Consider the following 17,755-nt stretch of genomic DNA (forward strand, 5'->3'; position numbering starts at 1 on the left):
CGTCCCCCCGATCGGTGGGGGTGGTCGGGTGCAGTCGGGCACCCTCCTTCTTCACCCCTCATCGAGCGCTCCTGCCGCCACCTGCAGTCGTCTCGCCTGGTCCGAGAAACCAGGCGAAGGTGACCCTGGGTAGGGGCTGAGGGCACCCCCACCCACCCTTGGCTGGAGCGATCTGCGGCGGCGATGAGATCACGGAAATCACGGCTCCTGGTAGTGAAACGCGCCAAATCACAACTTCTCTTCTCCAGCCCACTCCTATGCCCACCCCTACACCTGAGCACTAGATACCTATTTAGGTCCATTTATGCAAATAGCACCTCTTGCTCGTGCCTGGTACCTGTCTCTCGGCTCCTCCGCGCCAGCGCCAGGGGCACACTGCCTCGACGGCGGCAGCGCCAGCCGTCGCGGCACTGCCGGTGGACCGACCCGCACTCCTTGAGGGCTGCCAAGGACGGGGGCTTCGCAAGAAGCACCGCCACAGTCCCGACCGCCCCAGCCTGGTCCGGCGATGGCCGACGCTTCCCATGGCTGCAGGAGACAGGCGGCCGTGCCCAGGATGACCCAGCCCGCCCGGTACCTTCGGCCAGAGCCGGCGTTTTCCGACGACTGCCGAGAGCGACGAACCGTTGCCTGTCTGGGCCCTGGAGGGTAGGAGATTCGTCGATGCCGACGCAGTCAGCAGTGATCACCGGCAGGTCGACCGCAACCGCGAAAGCTGGCGACAGGCCCGCGGAGACGCTCACTCCTGCCTGCTGACAGCGCCTGCCCAGGGCCGAGTAGGGCTCGCCGGCAAGCTGGAAGAAGCGCAGCGACGGCCGGCAGACGAGCTCAGTCGATACCTTTGATCTTGATCCAGTCCCGGCTGCGGCGGCCGGGCAGGTAGGGACTGCCGAGGCGCTTGGCGATGATGCCGTCGTAGCCCTCTTGCAGCGCCTGGGCCAGGGCTTCCGCGCCCATGGCAGGCCAGCTGGCAGGCACCGCAATGTGGTCGTGCTTCAGAGGTAGGTCGTCGAGGAGGGCGCGGCGAGCGGTGTAAGGCAGATGAAGGACTGGCTGCCACAAGAACAGCACATCGAAGATCATCAGATGAGCAGGCTGCTCAATCATGGCATAGGCGACGGCGCGTGGGTGGTGCAGGCTCATGCGTTGCTGGAGCCGTTGCACTGACGGGCGTCCCGCGTGGTCGAGGGTGATGATCTCACCGTCGAGCACTGCTTGTATCTGCGGCAGCAGTCCGGCCGGCGGGGTGAGTTCTGGGTAGTCGGCGGTGACGTCCAGACCGGCGGCCGTGATCAGTCGCATCGTGCCGTCACCGGGCAAATGAACAAGGACGCGCGCACCGTTCCACAGCGTCTCATAGGTGTACTCCGCTTCTTTGGCGGGGCCGGGTAGAGAGCCGACGGACGCGTACATGGGCGACCACGACGGAAGCCCCTCGGGAACGTCACCCATACATCCAGGATCACCCCGAGACGGGCATCGCGCCCGCGGAGGCAACACCGCAGAAGCGAGCAGCCTGGCGCACGCGCGAGCCGTCCGAATCCATAGGCAGACGCAGAGGAGGAAAAATCCACGGGAGTTCCGAGGCACAAGGTGCTCGCGCCTCGCCGGGCGGCGGGCCTGCTCAACCCGATGAATGCTTGACGATCCGCACCGACCGGAAGGATGACGGCTCGTCTTCTGCTGCTCACCTGCCTCCTGCCTGACGAGCCCGCCTCCGGCTGGCAACCCGCCTCTACCTATGCGACTGGATCAAGAGACCCGGCAGCCGACAGGTCCGCTGCCCGTTCCACCCAGCCGCCGCCAGGGGGAGGAAGGGAGGGGGGAACTCTGCCCGAGGATCTGACTGGATGCAGTCAGAAATTTGCTTCACGACGCACCATCCGCCAGCTGTTCTGTGAGGCATCGACAGCCGAATGCCCTTGTTAACCGTCAGCCACGTGGTTGATGCTGTTGATGTGACCCCTGATGTCTCCGTCAGGTACTGCGCCGGATAACCGAACTGCGCACCGGCAGCAACCCAGGCACCCTCGGGTAGCCCATGATCACGGACGGCGTGCGAAGAACGCCCAAATCTGCGCATAGCGGTGCCGTCATGAACACGACGGCACTGCTAGCTGCGGCTTGGCCGGATTCAGGCAGTTGGATCGCGCATCTGGGATGCCCGTGCGAGCGCATGACCAAAGGAACTCATATGGACACGAAAACGAGAGCAGCACTCCCCTTCAAGGCACCTTACAAGCCAACGACGGCCTTCACTGCCGACCCCGGCAGCCCACGGCAGCGAGACGCCCTCCGATCCGTTGCCAAATTCCATGATCCCGATTCCGGTGCAAGGTTCCAGACCGGCCGGATGACGTTTGCTCGGCGGCCAGACGACCAGGACCCCTTTCCCGAGCCAGATCTGGAAGTCTTAGCAGCCGGCGCTGAAGGCACCAAGACGACCATCGCGTGCGCCGACCGGGATAGGGATCCCACTCGTAGCCATGGCACGACTCCGTGCTACGACTACGGGCGGGCCCCCTTCCTCCGCTCCCCCGAGAAGGCAGGAACCCGCTGATGTTCGTGATGCTCGCCGTCCATCACCCCCGGCCCGAAAACAGAGACGACGTGCTCGCCTCGATGCAACGAGTCGTGGAAGCCGCACAGGGTGCACCAGGGCTGGTACAGATCGATGTATGGCACGACCAGCGCAGCGGCCGCCTTGTTGGCCTGGCACTATGGGAATCACAAGGCGCCTTCGAGGCCTCCCGCGACGAGATCTTCCGAGTCGTGGCAGGTACTCCCTTTGCCGAATGGGAGCAGCAGCAGCCGGACGTCTTCCTCCTTACCCGTCCCTGACCACGCAGGTACCCAGGTAGCCGCCGTCGGTGATCACTCTCATGGGTCCTATGGCGGCCGTCGCTCCGGAAGACTCTCATGAATTGCAGCCGTTTCGGCTGCCTACAACGGCCGGCTGGCCGCGACGGCCAGCCGCGGCCAGGTGCCGGCGGCGCGGACCTGACGGTTTACGCAGTACGGGTAGCTCGAAGAGGTCACAGGTGAACCCAGGCGTGTGAGTGAAGGGCCACCAGACAAGGTCGAAGCCTGCCGCCGTTCTGGGACTGAATCCCTCTGTTCAGACCGGTCTTATCTCGCCCGCTCCCTGCCTGGCGCAAACCTTCTGTAGTTCCGGGGCCTTGACCCCTCGTCAAAAACCGGTCCCGCCCGGCAGAGGCTGGAATACCACCAGCTTTCATGTCCTCAGCCCGCTGGCAGGGCCGGCCTCTCAACAGTTCGCGAGCCCATGAGCTCTCCAGCAGACCGAGGCCCTTGCGAGTGGCTCCTGGCAACCTTCACCGCCGACTATCTGGACGGCTGCCGCAGGTCGAGGAGGCCCTGGGACACCGGGCAGTAACACTCATCCGCCAGCTCGATGCCTCACACAACAGCGTCGCTCCGCTTGTTCTTGCCGGAGAGGCAACTGTCCCGGTCCTTGAGTTCCGGGGCTGGCCCCCGGACCCGGATCCCGGTGACGTCAATGCCGCCGGCCTGCCCGCTGGCGCCGCCAAGGTGGTCAACGACCTCAGCCAGCGTTCGCAGCCGGGCACCGGGGCCGACCGTGCACCTGTACTCGGCGAACAAGAGTCGGTCTCTCGCCGACAGCCCGGGGGACAGTGGAGCGGTCCACGCCGAACCAACAGGCCGGCACATCGTGAGTGGCCCCATGGTGGAGATGAACGAGCCCGGCGTGGAGCCGGTCAACGAACGCGAACGGGTGCTTCGCACCGGCACCGATCCGGCGGCCGGCTGGCGGCCCTCACCGCGCTCCAGCGTACCGAAGTCATCGACCTGTCGTTAAAGGGCTGCGCACATGACTGCACGATTGGCAGTGCTCAGCGAATGCACAAGGTGCAAGAGGTAGTTCAGTACCTGCCTTCGTAGCTTCCCCCACGGGAGCTACGAAGGCAGGCGGGCGGCGGAAGTGTGGGGCGACTGCCGCCCGCCCGGGATCTGCGCCCCCGGGGTCGTAGGAGCGCGTCCGCACCGGAATCCCGGTACGCCTGAACATAGCGCCTCAGCTGCATAGTGGAGTGAGTACTGCGTACTTGAATCCCGGCCGGTGCTGCAGGTTGTTCAACGGGCACAGACTCTCATCGGTCCCGGGCTCCATCACGCCCCGCGATCCTGAAAATCGCCTGCTTCGGCACTTCGGTCCCCGCGGTCCTCGCTGGCCACGGCGGCAAAACTCGTGTGCGGTTCTCACCGCAAAGCAAGTAGCAAACTACTCATCAGCGGTGGCAGTGCGCTCTGGAGCTTGAAGGCTCCCTGTCGTGAGGGTACGGACTCTAGAAGGAGGCCTCCGTGTCCAGGATTCGCAGTCTTGCGGTCGCTGCCGGACCGGCCTTTGTAGCTGTGGCTACGTCCGACATCTTGTCGGCCCAGGAAAACCCAGGTGCGGACGGCATGAGCAGCTCGGGAGTGAACGTCATCCTCGGAACCGATGGGGCCGAAGGCGGATCCCGAACCCAGAGGGTAAGCGCCTTGGAAGCAGCCACCGTAGCACCTGGTGCACGTTTATGTGCTACAGCGCCCGAAAAGCTGGTTAAGTCCGACTCGGTGAGACAAGTTGATCACCCACCCGTGTCGGACCGGGCAGTCATCGCTCTTGAGCCATGCGCAATGGACTCACCGTGATTGCGTGACGGTCAGACTTCCACATCACAAGTCGCTGTGACCTTCCGTGCGCCATACACACCATTCATGATCCTTCGTCAGGATGAGTATCTGATACCGGCGCGGCAACGGCCATCGGCGGCTTTCATGAAGGCCCCACGCTGCTCCGCCTCAAGGGCAAGGGTGCGTGCTTCACGAGTATTCTCTGAGGCACGCCCCCAGGCCTTCTCTCCGTGGATACGTGTGCACGCCACCGCGCCATGAGGAAGCCCCATGACTCTGCCTTTGTCCGTCGCCGAGCTCGTCGATCGACTCACCTCCGAGGACGCACCTCCGTTCGCATTGCTGCGCCGCAATGCGCCGCACGTGACACCCGGCACCATCGAGGTACTCACAGGCACGATAGGTACTTACGAGCGGCTGGCTCAGCTGCCCGTTGTTCCTGATGCACCTGCCTGCGGCGGTCCAGTTCACGATCTCCTCGCACTTGTCCCCTACCGGCAGATACGCGAGCGGGGTTTCGAGGCACAGGACGATGGAACTCCGCTGCAGGCCTTGCAGGTTACGCAGCAGAGAACCCTTCCTGTGGCACTTCTGCTGGCTGCCCTTCCGGAGACGGAGGTTGATCTTGCTGACGGAGGGTTCGTCACATCCGACCATCAGTACGCGGAGACTGTCCGTCGGATCATCAGCGACGAGATCGGGCAGGGCGAGGGAGCAAATTTCGTGATCCGGCGGGATTTCACAGCCACGATACGAAACTTTTCGCTGCATTTGGCGCTCGGCCTGTTCCGTCGGCTCATGGAGCAGGAGCGCGGCGCCTACTGGACATACCTGGTTCACACCGGCGAACGCGTTCTGTTGGGTGCCAGTCCCGAGGTTCACGTCCGTCAAGCCCAAGGCACGGTCGTGATGAACCCGATTTCAGGGACATATCGTTACCCGGATGGCGGTCCGACGTTGTCATCGCTGATGGAATTCCTCCAGGACACCAAAGAGTCCGAGGAACTGACCATGGTGGTGGACGAGGAGCTGAAGATGATGTGCTCCGTCGGTGACCGCGGCGGCCAGGTGATCGGGCCGCGTCTCAAGCAGATGGCTCGCTTGGCACACACGGAGTACGAGTTGCGCGGGCGGACGAGCATGGATGTGCGTGATGTCCTGCGTGAGACGATGTTCGCCGCTACAGTCACGGGCAGTCCCCTGCAGAACGCTGCCAGTGTGATCTCCCGGTACGAACAGTCCGGACGTGGGTATTACGCCGGCGCGCTGGCCCTGATAGGCCGCTCGGCCAGCGGCGGCCAGACGATGGATTCCCCAATCTGCATAAGGACAGCGGACATCGATGTGTCCACGGGGCGCACGGTGGTACGAGTCGGAGCCACGCTCGTCCGCAATTCCCATCCGGAGGCCGAAGTGGCAGAGACCCATGTCAAAGCCGCTGCCATCCTCGGAGCGATCGGAGCGATCGAGTCATCACCACAGCACCAGACCACTCCAGGTGAAGGACACACGCTTGCCGAGAGTTACCAGGTACAGGCTGCGCTGTACAAGCGCAGAGGGAAGCTGGCCTCGTTCTGGTTGAAGAAGCAGGACGCCTCCCCACCGACCATTGCCAGCCGGGCTCTGGTCGTGGACTGCGGAGACGGCTTCACCGCTATGCTCACGCATCAGCTCCGCTCTCTCGGCCATCCTGTCGTCGTAGAGAGCTACGACTCTCCTGGACTGAGTGAGAGCGTCGCATTCCACGACGGCATCGTCCTGCTCGGACCCGGTCCCGGTGACCCCACCAGCACAACCGATCCGCGGGTACGGACGCTGAGAACGATCGCCCAAGCAGCCCTTCAGCGAGACGCCGGCGTCCTGGGTGTATGCCTGGGGCACCAAATGCTTGCCACCGAGCTTGGTCTACCGATACGTCGTATGCCGAAACCAAGGCAAGGAACCCAGGAGGAGATCACGCTCTTCGGCCGACGTGAAACCGTCGGCTTCTACAACACCTTCACCACCTGGTGCGATGATCTTGCGGAGGGTGCCCTACTCGATCAGGGGATCGAACTCGCACGTGACCCGCGCACAGGCGAAGTGCACGCACTACGCGGAAGCGCTTTCGCCAGTGTGCAGTTCCATCCCGAATCAGTGCTGAGCACCCGCGGAATCGGTGTTGTCGCCGAACTGGTGCACCATGTCGAGCGTTCCGCGCACAAGAACCTCCGGAAGGCCTGGTCCGCTCGGTGACGGCCCAACACCCACATGCGCGGACCTGGCGGCATGTCATCCAACACCTGATTGAGCGACGCGATCTCAGCGTCGCAGAGGCTGCTTGGGCCATGAACGAAATCATGGAGGGCAACGCAACTCCCGCACAGTTAGCGGGGTTCGCGGTCGCACTGCGGGCGAAAGGAGAGTCAGTCACCGAACTGCACGGCATGGTTGAGGCCATGTACACCCATGCCGAACTCCTGGACGTACCTGGCCCGAGCGTGGACATCGTGGGCACCGGTGGAGATCAGGCTCAAACAGTCAACATCTCCACTATGGCCGCTGTCGTGGCCGCAGGCGCCGGCGCGACCGTGGTCAAGCACGGCAACAAGGCTGTCTCCTCTTCAAGCGGGGCTGCGGACGTACTGAGGGAGCTGGGAGTCGAGATCTTCCTACCGCCGCGTGCTGTCGAGCATGTGGCCCGCACAGCAGGCATCACCTTCTGCCTGGCCTCCACGTTCCACAAGGCAATGCGCCATGCCGCCCCGGTCAGAGCGGAACTGGGCGTACCCACCACGTTCAATTTCCTCGGTCCTCTCGCCAATCCTGCCAACGTTCCAGCGTTAGCGTTGGGATGTTCCGACGGTGCCCTTGTAGGAAGGTTCGCTTCCGTGCTGGCTCACCGAAACAAGCAGGGCCTGGTGTTCCGAGGGCAAGACGGACTCGACGAACTCAGTGTCTGCGCCTCGTCCGATGTTTGGATAGTCAAGGGAGGCGCCGCACACCAGCAGACTCTCGACCCTCGAGTTCTGGGTATCCCACGTGCCGGGATCGACGCTCTCAAGGGTGGCGACGCCCGGCACAACGCCAAAGTGGCGCGCAGCGTGCTGGCGGGGGAACGAGGCCCCATTCGCGACACAGTACTACTGAACGCAGCAGCCGCTATCACAGCCGTACAGCTCACCGATGAACCGCTCTTGCATCAGTTACGCTCTTCGCTCATCCAGGTGACCAAGTCTATCGACTCAGGATCAGCGACACGGAAACTCGAGCAATGGGTCACAGCCACGCAAAACGCTCGGCCGGAGAACTCGATCGCGGGTACGCGGTGAGCACCGGACGAGCCTCAGCTGCGTCTGATCAGCTCCCCATACGCTCAGCCAAGGCCCGAATAACGAGAGTTGGCCCGCGCGATCCGAACCGTGCGGAGCATAAGCGCAAAGAACCCCGCTTGATCGTAGAGTTCACACGATACGCAGGCCTGTCCCAGCGCAGCGAGGAACGCGAAATAACGCGCACTTCCGGCAGTGGTGGACGCCGCGCTGGCCCAGCGCCGATCCCGAAGCTCACGCCTGACCACTGCTCGAGAACGGCCCCTTAACACCGGTTCTCGGACATCAGGAAGCACAAAGGGAATCGGCTGACGCTCCGTGTGACCAACGGTCTCGAGACGAACCCCCTCGCCCATCCTTGGAGTAGCTTCTACTCATCCCGACGCCATCCCTGCATGATCCAATCTTTCCAGCCACGGAAGGCCTTCTCGCGGCGATGGTGGAGTGACGACGCTTACCCCGGGGGGGTGCGTTGTCAGGGCCGGCACAGTCCAACCCCCCTGTGTCGGTTCACCCGCCCGTTGGTTGTCCCAACGGGCGGGTCCCGCTGCAAAGAGGCTGTGCTGACGGCACCCCTGGCCAACGCCTGCGACCATACTGGCGAGTTCGTACCGGCGAAACCGGCCCTCCGTGTTTGTCGATCTCGATGGTCTGCTCGTTGAAGGCCATCACCTGCTCGGCCAGGATGCGGGCCAGTTTCGCGGTGATCTTCTCCCCCGGGGACGGAGGAGTGCTGGCGTTCGGCCGCCCCGAACACATTCGGCAAAGGTTCTGGTGTTGCAGGCCTTACAGTTGGCCAGCCACTTCGCCAGTCGGACGACGCCGATGCGGCGGATGGCGGGGGCCGGCAACCGGTCGGTCATCCCGAGCGGGCCGGGTACTGGTCACGTCCAGAGCGAGGAACATGCTCAGCAGGGTGTCCCGTCCAAGTCCCTACTGTGGCTGCTGTCAGCGGAATCGGAGTCTGCGGATACGTCAGGCGGCATCGGAGCTTCAGGGACCGAGCAAGCAGAGTCCCGACGGTCCGACCCACGCATTCCGGGTTGACCTGTCCTGTTGGGTCGAGGTCGGCCCCAGTGGTCGATGAGGCCGTCGTGTCCGCTTACGGTGTGACGCGCCGGCGCGGTAACGACTCAGATCCCCGCGCCGGTTCGCTCCAAACGCCTTGTGCTTCACGGGGGTACCAGGCGTTCAGCTTCGCGAGGATGTCCAGGTGTCCGTTGCACGAGGATCTTGGATCCCTTGTACGGGGCCAGTCGAAACCGCCCCGCGCAAGGGGTCGCGCAGGGCGCTTAGGTTGTAGCTATGCCGCGGCGGGCCAAGATCTCAAGCTTGTCGGGCACATCGAGCATGCTCTCGTCTGCGCCGAGGAACCGTTTCAGATTCGGAAGAAGAACGAGGTCGTCCAGGGAGCGGACATCGAACATGTCGTCCTCACCGTCCCAGTATGGACAGCACTCCAATTGTGCCTGGAGGCCACCCTCGATGTAGATCTCGTCCACTGTAGCAAGGAGCTCGTCGCCGATCTCCAGCTGTTCGAAGTACGCCCGCGATTCATCGAGCACATCGTACAGAAGGCCCCCCTCATGGAGGTGCCCCCAGGGGTCAATTATCCCACGCCCCCGCATCCGCTCGATAATGTTGTATACGGGGGCGAGTGATCCGTCTTCGTACATAAGCTTTTCAATGACGAGAAGTTTGAAATTTAAGTCTCGGAATATAGCCATACTGCATCCTAGCGAGGAGTCAGCACTGGCATCCACGCGAGATCTCCAACAAGGGCCCCACGAGCAGCTACCCTCCGGAAGATTATCGGTCTCAGCTCTGCTCGCTTTTAAGTAATATCTACTCGTAACGCAGGTCTCGCGCCGGTAAGGGCTGAGTATCGCCAGATCGCTCCCTCTCAGGGGCCAGCCCCCGCGTCCAGTCTTCCGCACGGTGCGGGTCATGTCGATGGTGGTGGAGAAGATCACGCTCACCGCGATGAGGCCGAGGATTTGATCGCTTTGTCCTGTAGCTCGGGGTCGCAGCTGGTCAGCCGGCCCGGCGTTGCCGAAGTAGAGCTGCTTGGCGAATCCGCTGTAAGCCTTCGGCCGTGTTCTGGGTCGCTGGATCTGCTCGTGTAGTGCGGAGTCGGATCCTGGGGAGCAGATCGATCCCCAGCAAGTGCGCAAGCTCGAAGACAGGGAGCAACTGGCCTTGCTTATCAGCGTGGACCTGCTCCGGCTGTACCGCCGAATGGTTCTGGAGCAGGGAGTCCGATCAGATAGACGGCTTGCCACACTCCACAGAGCACGAGCCGTGAAGAGAGCGAACGTAGGTATCGGCGACCAGATGATGGGCGATCCCGCCGTAGCCTCGTACCGAATCGAGGTTTCGGCGAGGAGAAATGCCGTCGCACCAGCATCCCCCGGCTTGTCATTCAGACACACCGCCGTGCGCCACCGCTGCGAGCCGACTGCATACGGTCGGCCCTCAGGACGCAGCCTTGACGCCCACGGCGTGCCTCTTTGACGCATCCAGGGGCCCGCTCAGCTGGATGCGTCAACTGCAGCCTGCTCCGGATCGCAGCGTCTCAGCTGGTCCTGCTTGTGAGTCGGAAGCATTCCGTTAGCGGTGAGTGCTGCCAGGTGGTGTCAGCTATGGGGGCTGAGTGTCTGGTGGAGGGCGTTAACGACCCTGATGTACATGCGGTTCTTGATGGTGTGGAGGGTGTCTCCGGCTTTGGCAGAGTGCGCGTGGGCGAGTTGGTGTGCTGCCGGTCCGAGGGCGTGTTCGGAGACTGCCTGGTCGACGATGTCGGCGGTCGCTGCATCGGTCCCGCCGTAGCGGTGAGCGGTGAGCATTGCCTGGTGGGCGGTGCGGGGGGACAAGCGGGCCTGGATGAGTGCGCTCATGCCGGTGGTGAAGGGGATATCGATGTCGGCTTCGGGCAGGCACCAGAATCCACGGTCGGCCCGCATGATGCGGAAGTCGTGCGCGAGGGAGAACATCGCGCCGGCGGCGAAGGTGTGCCCTTGGAGTGCTGCGACGGTGATCATCGGCAGGGTCAGCATCCTGGCGAGGAGTCCGTGGACTGAGTTGACGTAGTCCTGCTGCTGGTCAGGATGGGCGAGAAGCCACTCCAGGTCCAGGCCGGTCGAGTAGAACTTTCCCGTAGCGCAGGTCACCAGAGCGCGCGGTCCCTTGGCCTTCTCGACCGCGTCGAGCGCGACCTGGACCGAGGCTATCCAGTCGGGATGGAAACGGTTCTCGCCGTCCCCCAGATCGAGAACGAAGACGTCGTCTTTGCGGTCCAGCGTGGGCATGACTCCTCTTCCAGACAGATTACAGCGGTCGGTGCGCGACACAGCGACCAGCAGACGAATCACAGCGCAACACCAGCATGAGCGATGCCGACGAAAAGAACGACGCCCCTGTTCATGGGCAGACCCTGCCGGACGGACAGGGCAAGGAGCTCCCCGACTCGCATCCGGTCAATGCACTATCGTCCGGACACTCTATGCGTCACGAAGAGACGCTGTTATTCGGTTTCCCCAAGGACACCAGTATGCCATCGGCGTACCTTGAACTTCGTTGACATCTACACTCTCTGCGCTCGGGTCGATTGGTCATCAAACGCGTCCAGTCTCTGGACGCGAACCTGTGGGCAACCAGAGCAGTCACCACTCATACGCGGTGCGATGGCACGGCGGGTGCCGATCGGCAGGACTCCGCACGTCTCTGCTGTTCGATCTGGGGAGAGCGCTCCTGGTGGGGCTTTCCGTAGGAGAGGAGGCTCAGTGCTCAGTGCCGAGATCCGCCGCCTGTTTCGTACGAGTCACTGAGCTTCTTCAGAGTGGCCACCGATCGGGTGACGATTGGGCCCACGAGAGCTTTGCGCTGCCGCAGCTCAGAGGGCAGTCAACCTCAGCCAGCCACTCATCCTCTGGAGTGACCGCTGAAGAAGCTCACTGCCAGAACGCGACCACGCTTGAGCCAGTTAGGGCTCGAAGTGCCGGTCAAGGGAGATGGACTGCACGTCGCGCTGGCGGCAGCGGCTGGCTCTTGGTCATGCAGCCTTCCGCCTGCCACGGTGGAGAAGTGGCGCTGTCACGGCGCGGCGGTACCGCGATGAAGTCTCCGAGCGCGTCGCGTCCCTGGTCGGGCCGTCGCCTAGACGGCGTCCCTCGGGAGCACAGCCTGGCGGAATCCGTCCCGTCGTGTTTCGTTCGCGGCCGGGCAGGGGCCAGCTGCCGGAGGTTTCACCTGCCATCGCAGGTCTCCGTGAAAGCCTGGCTGTGGGGATCCACCCTCTCGGGACATCGTCGATGCCCCTTCCAGTCGTCGGAGATTGTCACACCGGCTGCTGCCTCCGCGCTGTCGATCAGGGACTCTGGAGACTGCCTTCAACGTCAATCTGCGCGCATTTCTGCATCAAACGGCAGAAGATACTGCAGCGCCGTGGGCAATCGCCGCGCCCAGGACGACTCGGTGTGCTTTCCTGAAGGATCATAAACGTGCAACAGGTCGACGCCACTGACATGACCGTCGGCGAGTAGGGCGTCGCGGAAATGCACCGTCTCGGTGAGGCCGTCATTGTTGCCGCCGGCGTCCATGTAGAACCGCACCGGCCTTTTTCCCTGATAGGTCTCGACTCCGTGCGTGAATGCCTCTGCGTCCCACCAGAAGCTGCTCGACATGCAGCCGACTCCTCCATAGATCGCGCTGCGGGTCCAGCCGGCGTAGCAGCTAAGAAGGCCGCCCAAGGACGACCCCACCATGAGTGTGTCCGGTGCACCGATCAGGGTGCGGTAGTGGGCGTCGATGTACGGCTTCAAGGTCTGCTGGATGAAATCGAGATAGGCATCGGCGTTACCTCCCCCGTAGCGAGGGTCGACGCTCGGAGTGTATTCGCTGATTCGGCTGGACGTATTGTTTATTCCCACAACGATCGTCTCCCGTGTGGAGCCCTGGCCGATAGACCGGTCGATGGCCTCATCCACCTGCCATTCGATGCCCCCGAATGCAGACCGAGGGTCGAACAGGTTCTGTCCATCGTTCATGTAGACCACCGGATAGCGCTTGGCAGGATTTTCGCCGTAGCTCGGCGGAAGATAGAGAGTGAGATTACGACGATTATCTAGCTGCGGCGAGTAGAAGTTTGTAATCGTCACCATACTGCCGCGGGGGATGCCGAAGAACGGGTAGATATGGATTGAGCGTGAAACGGCCGTCGTGGTTTTGAAATTGCTTCCGGTGGACCAGGTTTTGTCGTTGATCAGCAGTTTGAACTCGAAGTCTCCGATCGTGGAGGGTGCCTCCCACGTCCAGACGTTCCCACTGGTCCAAGTCATCGACTTCCCGGCAGTCCAGCTCAGAGGTGCCGAACTACCGCGGATGGTCAGCTGGTTTCCCCATCCTGTGTCGTAGTGGACGAAGACCCTCACGGTATTCGGCTCAGCCTGTTCGGCGTTCGGCTGCGCTGGCCCCAACAGTGCATGAAGGAGCATCATCACTCCCATGCGTAATATGGCCCTGCGCCATCGAGTATGCATGTTCCGGACCTCCTTGATCAACAAGGGACGTCGCATTCCGGTGAGCGGCGACGTGAGCTGTCATGGCACACACGACGTGACTGTCCGGGTTGAGCCAGGCGGGCCGTAACGATGGCAACCCGCCCATGAAGGATCAGGCTCATCTCGGCGAGCTCGCCGAATTCGCTCCATGGGGGCATTTTCCCGAACCGTGGAAACAAGTCCATTCGGACGGCGTGACAGCTGGTTGCGCCGTACTTCAGTTCTGCGCGTTTGGCAGTCTCCTGGTGTTGGCTGCCTCGGCCCATCCGGCTAGGCGATGTGCCGCGCCACTGCTGCGTAAGGGGCGAGCCGGCGTCTGTCCTCTCACCTTGCTGACGCGCATCGCGACTCGGTTGTCAAGCCAGCGAAGCATCGGCTCGAACCGACGTCAAGGCACACACCAGTAATCGACTTGAGTCGGGGCGCTGACTGTTGAAAGCGTGTCGCGGGAGGCTGTGGTTCCGCGGGCTGGAGCTGGGGTGCGGGTGGCCTGTCATCGAAGCGGCGATCCGGTCCGGGGGTACCTCACTCCGAAGCGCCGAAGAGCGCAGGCAGCCTCGCACTCAGGAGTCGCTGCGAACTGCTCGGGTGCTTCCCGAGCGACCGTCCGAGACTCATGGGCATGCTCGCCGCTGATGCCCCTGCGCAAGCACTTCGGGTCGCTCGGCGGGGCCGCGCGCAAGGGCGCGGCCCCGCCGGGCTGAAGGGCCCAACTATCGGGCTACGCAGTTCGCCGACCCTCTGAGGACAAGTCAATGCCCTTCGCCCCCAGCGGTCCCGTGGACGCGGCCGGCTCCGGGGTGGTGATCCTGGTTCCAGCGGCTCCGTCGTCCAGCCGCGTCTCCGGTTGCCAGCCCGGTCTTCCAAAGACGTTCCCAGCGCGCTCGCGCCAGTGACGTGCGACTCGGACGTCTCTCGCGATAGCGGCATATTCGTGGGTAGCGACCCGCAGCGGGTTGTGGGTTGAGATGTTCTTGGTGAGACCGAAGACGGGCCTGCCGGTCTCACGGGCCCACGAGCCGAACATCCGGTCCCACACGATAAGGATGCCGCCGAAGTTCCGGTCGAGGTAGCCGCCCTGCGAGGCATGGTGCACGCGGTGGTGGGACGGCGTGTTAAGGATGTACTCGAACGGGCGCGGCAGCTTGTCGATGCGCTCGGTGTGAATCCAGAATTGGTAGACGAGGTTGACCGAGTAGCAGAAAGCCACGGTGGCCGGGTGCACGCCGAGGGCGATCATCGGTAGGTAGAAAGGCCAGGATGTGAGCGCGGTCCAGGGCTGTCGCAGCGCAGTGGTTAGGTTGAATCTGCGGCTGCTGTGATGCACCACGTGGCAGGCCCACAGTATGCGGATGACGTGGTGCGCGCGGTGCTGCCAGTAGTAGAGGAAGTCCTGTGCGATCAGCATCAGGGGAAGCGTCCACCACAGCATGGGGACACGCATGGGTGTCAGCTCGTGGACGGCGGTGTAGATCGCGACGGTCGGTAGCTTCCAGAGGAGGTCGAAGACGAGACTGCCGAGTCCCATGCCGACGCTGGTTGCCGCGTCCTTGGCGTCGTAGCCGGCAGCGTCCTCGTCGGGATGGAGCCGGTAGCTGACCATCTCCAGGATGGCGAGCAGGAGAAATGCTGGTATGGACCAGAGCACGGCATCGGGTAGGTGAGACATGTCAACGACGGTAGAGGTGGGTGCGGGGGTGCGACCAGATGCGGCTACCACCAAGTACGGGAACAGCTTGTCGGCCGGCTTTGGCGCCTTTTGACATATCAAGGCAGGAACCGGCCTATCGGATGACGTCGTGAGTCGACGAGAAGAGTGCGCACCCTGGAACGGCTTCAGGGTGCGCGCACACCGGCCACACCTCCGGCCCGGAAGCAGAACGACTCGATCGCCGCAGCATGGTACTCCTGGCCAGGCAGGTGAGCCGGGGTAGAGGCACGACAACTGGGCTGACTCACCAACTTGAGTCCCACACGATCAAGTAGGTACTCACCACTCAGGGCAGGCCGAACGGGCCAGGTGAGACTTAGGGAAAGAGAAGTCAACAGCAGAGGACACCAGCGATGCTTACTGGCACAACCTACCGCAGCACCGTTCAGGTCGGCCCCGACGTGGCCGTTCCTGACAGTGCCCACCGTCATGAGGCCAGTGAGGCAGCTACAGTTGCCGCTCGGCAAGCGATGTCGCATACGGGTGGGGGCCCTCGTGTGCTGGTTTTCCGCGGGGAGTGGTGAAGTTACTGCCACGCTCGATCTCGTACTCCGGGCGTTGTGCAGGACCCCGGCCGCGCCATCTTGAGCAGTCGACGGATTTTCGGGTTCGGTGAGGTTCATCGCCTTCGCCGGACGAACGGAGGCTCACGCCTTCGTCTCATGACCGCCGACTGAGATCGGGCTACAGCATCAGGTACTGAAGGGGGCTCGGTCACTCAGGTTGGTGTCGAGATCGGGGTATCTCCTATCGCCGCCCAACGATGACCGAGCGGCTGGCCACTCACAGTGGATGGGTCGGCGGGCGCCTTCGGGCGTCCGCCGATCGTCTGTTAGGTGATGTCGAGGTCGGTCCAGGGGTCGAGGAGGCCGTCGGTGCCGTCGTGTCCGCTTCCGGTGTGACGCGCCGGCGCGGTGACGATCAGATCCCCGCGGGCGTGCTCGTCGGGCCGGCGGGCAGCCCACGGCTCGGGAGCCTTCCGCGGACCGCCGTCACTCACATGAACCTGGACCTGCTGCTGGTCAGGATGGGCGAGTAGCAGGTCCAGGTCCAGGACGATCGACCGTGTCCGGCAGTGCGCGCACTCACTTCCAGGGCAAACGTGCTGGCGGGGAACGTTGCCATCGTGGCAGCGATCTGGACCTCAACCAGCCGCCGGAACGACTTGTGCGACTGGCTGGTCACTGCAAATAGAAACCACCTTGCCCCGGCCATAGCGCCCGGGGCATGCAACCCAACGCGACGTCCGAAAGCTCCGATGCACCTGCACGGGGCGTGCCCAGTGCCGGGCACGCATCACTCTCGGGCACCTGCCATCACCTCAAGCGCGAGACTCAGGTCTGACCCCCCACAAAGCGATGGCGAAACGCGGTGAAGCAACCCGGTGCAGCGCTCCCGGATAAGACGTCCCGCTGCTGCAGGTGACTCCGCTACCACGGCGAAGGTGCGAAGCATCTCGTCGTCGATGAGACGACCCATCTCCGACCACCTCCCACGCCTTGCCAGCGCATGAAGCTCATCCTGTAGGGGTCCCCACCCATGATGATCGAGCACCGGCCGGTAGGCTGGCGTGGACGCGTAAAAGGCGATACGTTCACGGGCTGCCCTCACGGAATCGTTGTACTCCTGCCGCGTCCGGCCGGTCGCCGTGATTACACTGCCGGCGATTTCGAAGGGGAAGCGGCTCCATGGAGCACTGTCCGCCTTTTCTTCCAGTCGTGCTTCGATCGCGCGAGGGACAACGCATGCAGCGAGGTACGAAGTTGAGCTGAAAGGGTGGCACAGCAGTCCGTCACCGACTTGCCCAGCCGTGCGTGTCATGGACGGGCCCACTGCGGCAATCAGCACTTTTGGTGGACCTGGCTCCAAAGGCGTCGGCGTGAACGTGGGTGTCATCAGGGTGTGGGTGTAGAACTCCCCTCGGAAGGTGATACTTTCCCCGGCCTGCCAACTGTCCCAGATGGCCCGAGTCGCCATCACGAACTCTCGCATGCGAGCAGCAGGGTTACTCCACGGCATCGAGAAGCGGCGGGTGATATGAGCCTTCACTTGTGATCCAAGTCCGATCACCGCTCGGCCGCCGGACATCTCTTGCAGGGTCCACGCACTGCTTGCCAGCGTCATGGGTGTCCGCGCAAACGCGACGGCAACACCTGTAGCCAGCTCTATCTTCGACGTGCGTCCGGCGGCGACGGCGAGCGCCTGGAAGGGGTCGTAAGCCGCCTCTGCCACGTACAGCCGTTCGACACCATGCTGTTCGGCCAGTTGCGCAGCCGCGGCGACGCCCGCTGGCGGCCCTGATGCCGTGACCTCCACTGCGAGAGGTGTCGCTGCTGGACGCTGGACACGGGTCATCCGATCACTCCTCGAGGAGCCGATGGCTCCCTATCGAATCGCAGCCTCGTTCTTGCGGTCGTCTCGATGCTCCACAGGTACCTGAAGTCGAACGGACGACAAATCAGCCCGGCACAGATTGTCCTGCTGCTGGAGCTCGCGTGCGATGTCGAGCGCTGGGA

12 protein-coding genes and 2 pseudogenes are annotated in these 17,755 nt (G+C 63.3%); 4 read left to right on the top strand and 10 right to left on the bottom strand.

Annotated elements, in window-relative coordinates; translation table 11 throughout:
- Positions 1-828: 828 nt before the first annotated feature.
- On the bottom strand, positions 829-1,452 hold the full coding sequence (locus tag OG462_RS01530) for a hypothetical protein (RefSeq protein WP_406053787.1): 624 nt from the start codon (positions 1,450-1,452) through the stop codon (positions 829-831).
- A 1,107-nt stretch (positions 1,453-2,559) separates the two neighbouring features.
- On the opposite strand from OG462_RS01530, the gene OG462_RS01535 reads away from it, so the two are divergent.
- Positions 2,560-2,841: a putative quinol monooxygenase gene (locus OG462_RS01535; RefSeq protein WP_406053789.1), complete on the top strand. Its 282-nt coding sequence runs from the start codon at positions 2,560-2,562 to the stop codon at positions 2,839-2,841.
- Positions 2,842-3,565: 724 nt separating this feature from the next.
- Here OG462_RS01535 and OG462_RS01540 read toward each other — a convergent pair.
- Complete coding sequence (locus OG462_RS01540; protein WP_406066302.1) at positions 3,566-3,778, bottom strand: transposase family protein; 213 nt, start codon at positions 3,776-3,778, stop codon at positions 3,566-3,568.
- Positions 3,779-4,929: 1,151 nt separating this feature from the next.
- Between OG462_RS01540 and OG462_RS01545 the strand changes: the two genes are divergently transcribed.
- Together OG462_RS01545 and trpD are read left to right on the top strand one after the other, a co-directional pair.
- A complete protein-coding gene (locus OG462_RS01545) occupies positions 4,930-6,894 on the top strand; it encodes an anthranilate synthase family protein (RefSeq protein WP_406053791.1) in 1,965 nt (654 codons plus the stop codon).
- 92 nt (positions 6,895-6,986) lie between these two features.
- Complete coding sequence (gene trpD / locus OG462_RS01550; RefSeq protein WP_406053793.1) at positions 6,987-7,970, top strand: anthranilate phosphoribosyltransferase; 984 nt, start codon at positions 6,987-6,989, stop codon at positions 7,968-7,970.
- A gap of 1,292 nt (positions 7,971-9,262) precedes the next feature.
- Here trpD and OG462_RS01555 read toward each other — a convergent pair.
- The 4 genes and pseudogenes from OG462_RS01555 to OG462_RS01570 all read right to left on the bottom strand — a co-directional run bounded on the left by OG462_RS01555 (position 9,263) and on the right by OG462_RS01570 (position 11,278).
- A complete protein-coding gene (locus OG462_RS01555; RefSeq protein ID WP_406066304.1) occupies positions 9,263-9,697 on the bottom strand; it encodes a DUF6892 domain-containing protein in 435 nt (144 codons plus the stop codon).
- Positions 9,698-9,844: 147 nt separating this feature from the next.
- Positions 9,845-10,144, bottom strand: a pseudogene (locus tag OG462_RS01560) (Tn3 family transposase); the annotation flags it as partial.
- Positions 10,104-10,357 (bottom strand): annotated as a pseudogene (locus tag OG462_RS01565) (Tn3 family transposase); the annotation flags it as partial. The pseudogenes OG462_RS01560 and OG462_RS01565, both read right to left, overlap by 41 nt.
- 249 nt (positions 10,358-10,606) lie before the next feature.
- Positions 10,607-11,278 carry an enoyl-CoA hydratase-related protein gene (locus OG462_RS01570; protein WP_406053795.1) on the bottom strand — a complete coding sequence of 224 codons (672 nt, stop codon included), beginning with the start codon at positions 11,276-11,278 and terminating at the stop codon, positions 10,607-10,609.
- 77 nt (positions 11,279-11,355) lie between these two features.
- Between OG462_RS01570 and OG462_RS01575 the strand changes: the two genes are divergently transcribed.
- Positions 11,356-11,550 (top strand): hypothetical protein, encoded by a 195-nt coding sequence (locus OG462_RS01575; protein ID WP_406053796.1) that lies wholly within the window; start codon positions 11,356-11,358, stop codon positions 11,548-11,550.
- Positions 11,551-12,364: 814 nt separating this feature from the next.
- Here OG462_RS01575 and OG462_RS01580 read toward each other — a convergent pair.
- The 4 genes from OG462_RS01580 to OG462_RS01595 form a co-directional block, all read right to left on the bottom strand.
- Positions 12,365-13,474 (bottom strand): alpha/beta hydrolase-fold protein, encoded by a 1,110-nt coding sequence (locus tag OG462_RS01580; RefSeq protein WP_406053798.1) that lies wholly within the window; start codon positions 13,472-13,474, stop codon positions 12,365-12,367.
- 775 nt (positions 13,475-14,249) lie between these two features.
- Positions 14,250-15,197 carry a sterol desaturase family protein gene (locus OG462_RS01585; RefSeq protein ID WP_406053800.1) on the bottom strand — a complete coding sequence of 316 codons (948 nt, stop codon included), beginning with the start codon at positions 15,195-15,197 and terminating at the stop codon, positions 14,250-14,252.
- 874 nt (positions 15,198-16,071) lie between these two features.
- On the bottom strand, positions 16,072-16,239 hold the full coding sequence (locus tag OG462_RS01590) for a hypothetical protein (RefSeq protein WP_406053802.1): 168 nt from the start codon (positions 16,237-16,239) through the stop codon (positions 16,072-16,074).
- Positions 16,240-16,535: 296 nt separating this feature from the next.
- Positions 16,536-17,594, bottom strand: a complete 1,059-nt coding sequence (locus tag OG462_RS01595) for a TIGR03617 family F420-dependent LLM class oxidoreductase (RefSeq protein ID WP_406053804.1) — start codon at positions 17,592-17,594, stop codon at positions 16,536-16,538.
- Positions 17,595-17,755: the final 161 nt, after the last annotated feature.

Source organism: Streptomyces sp. NBC_01077 (genome assembly GCF_045162855.1).
Lineage (GTDB): Bacteria > Actinomycetota > Actinomycetes > Streptomycetales > Streptomycetaceae > Streptomyces.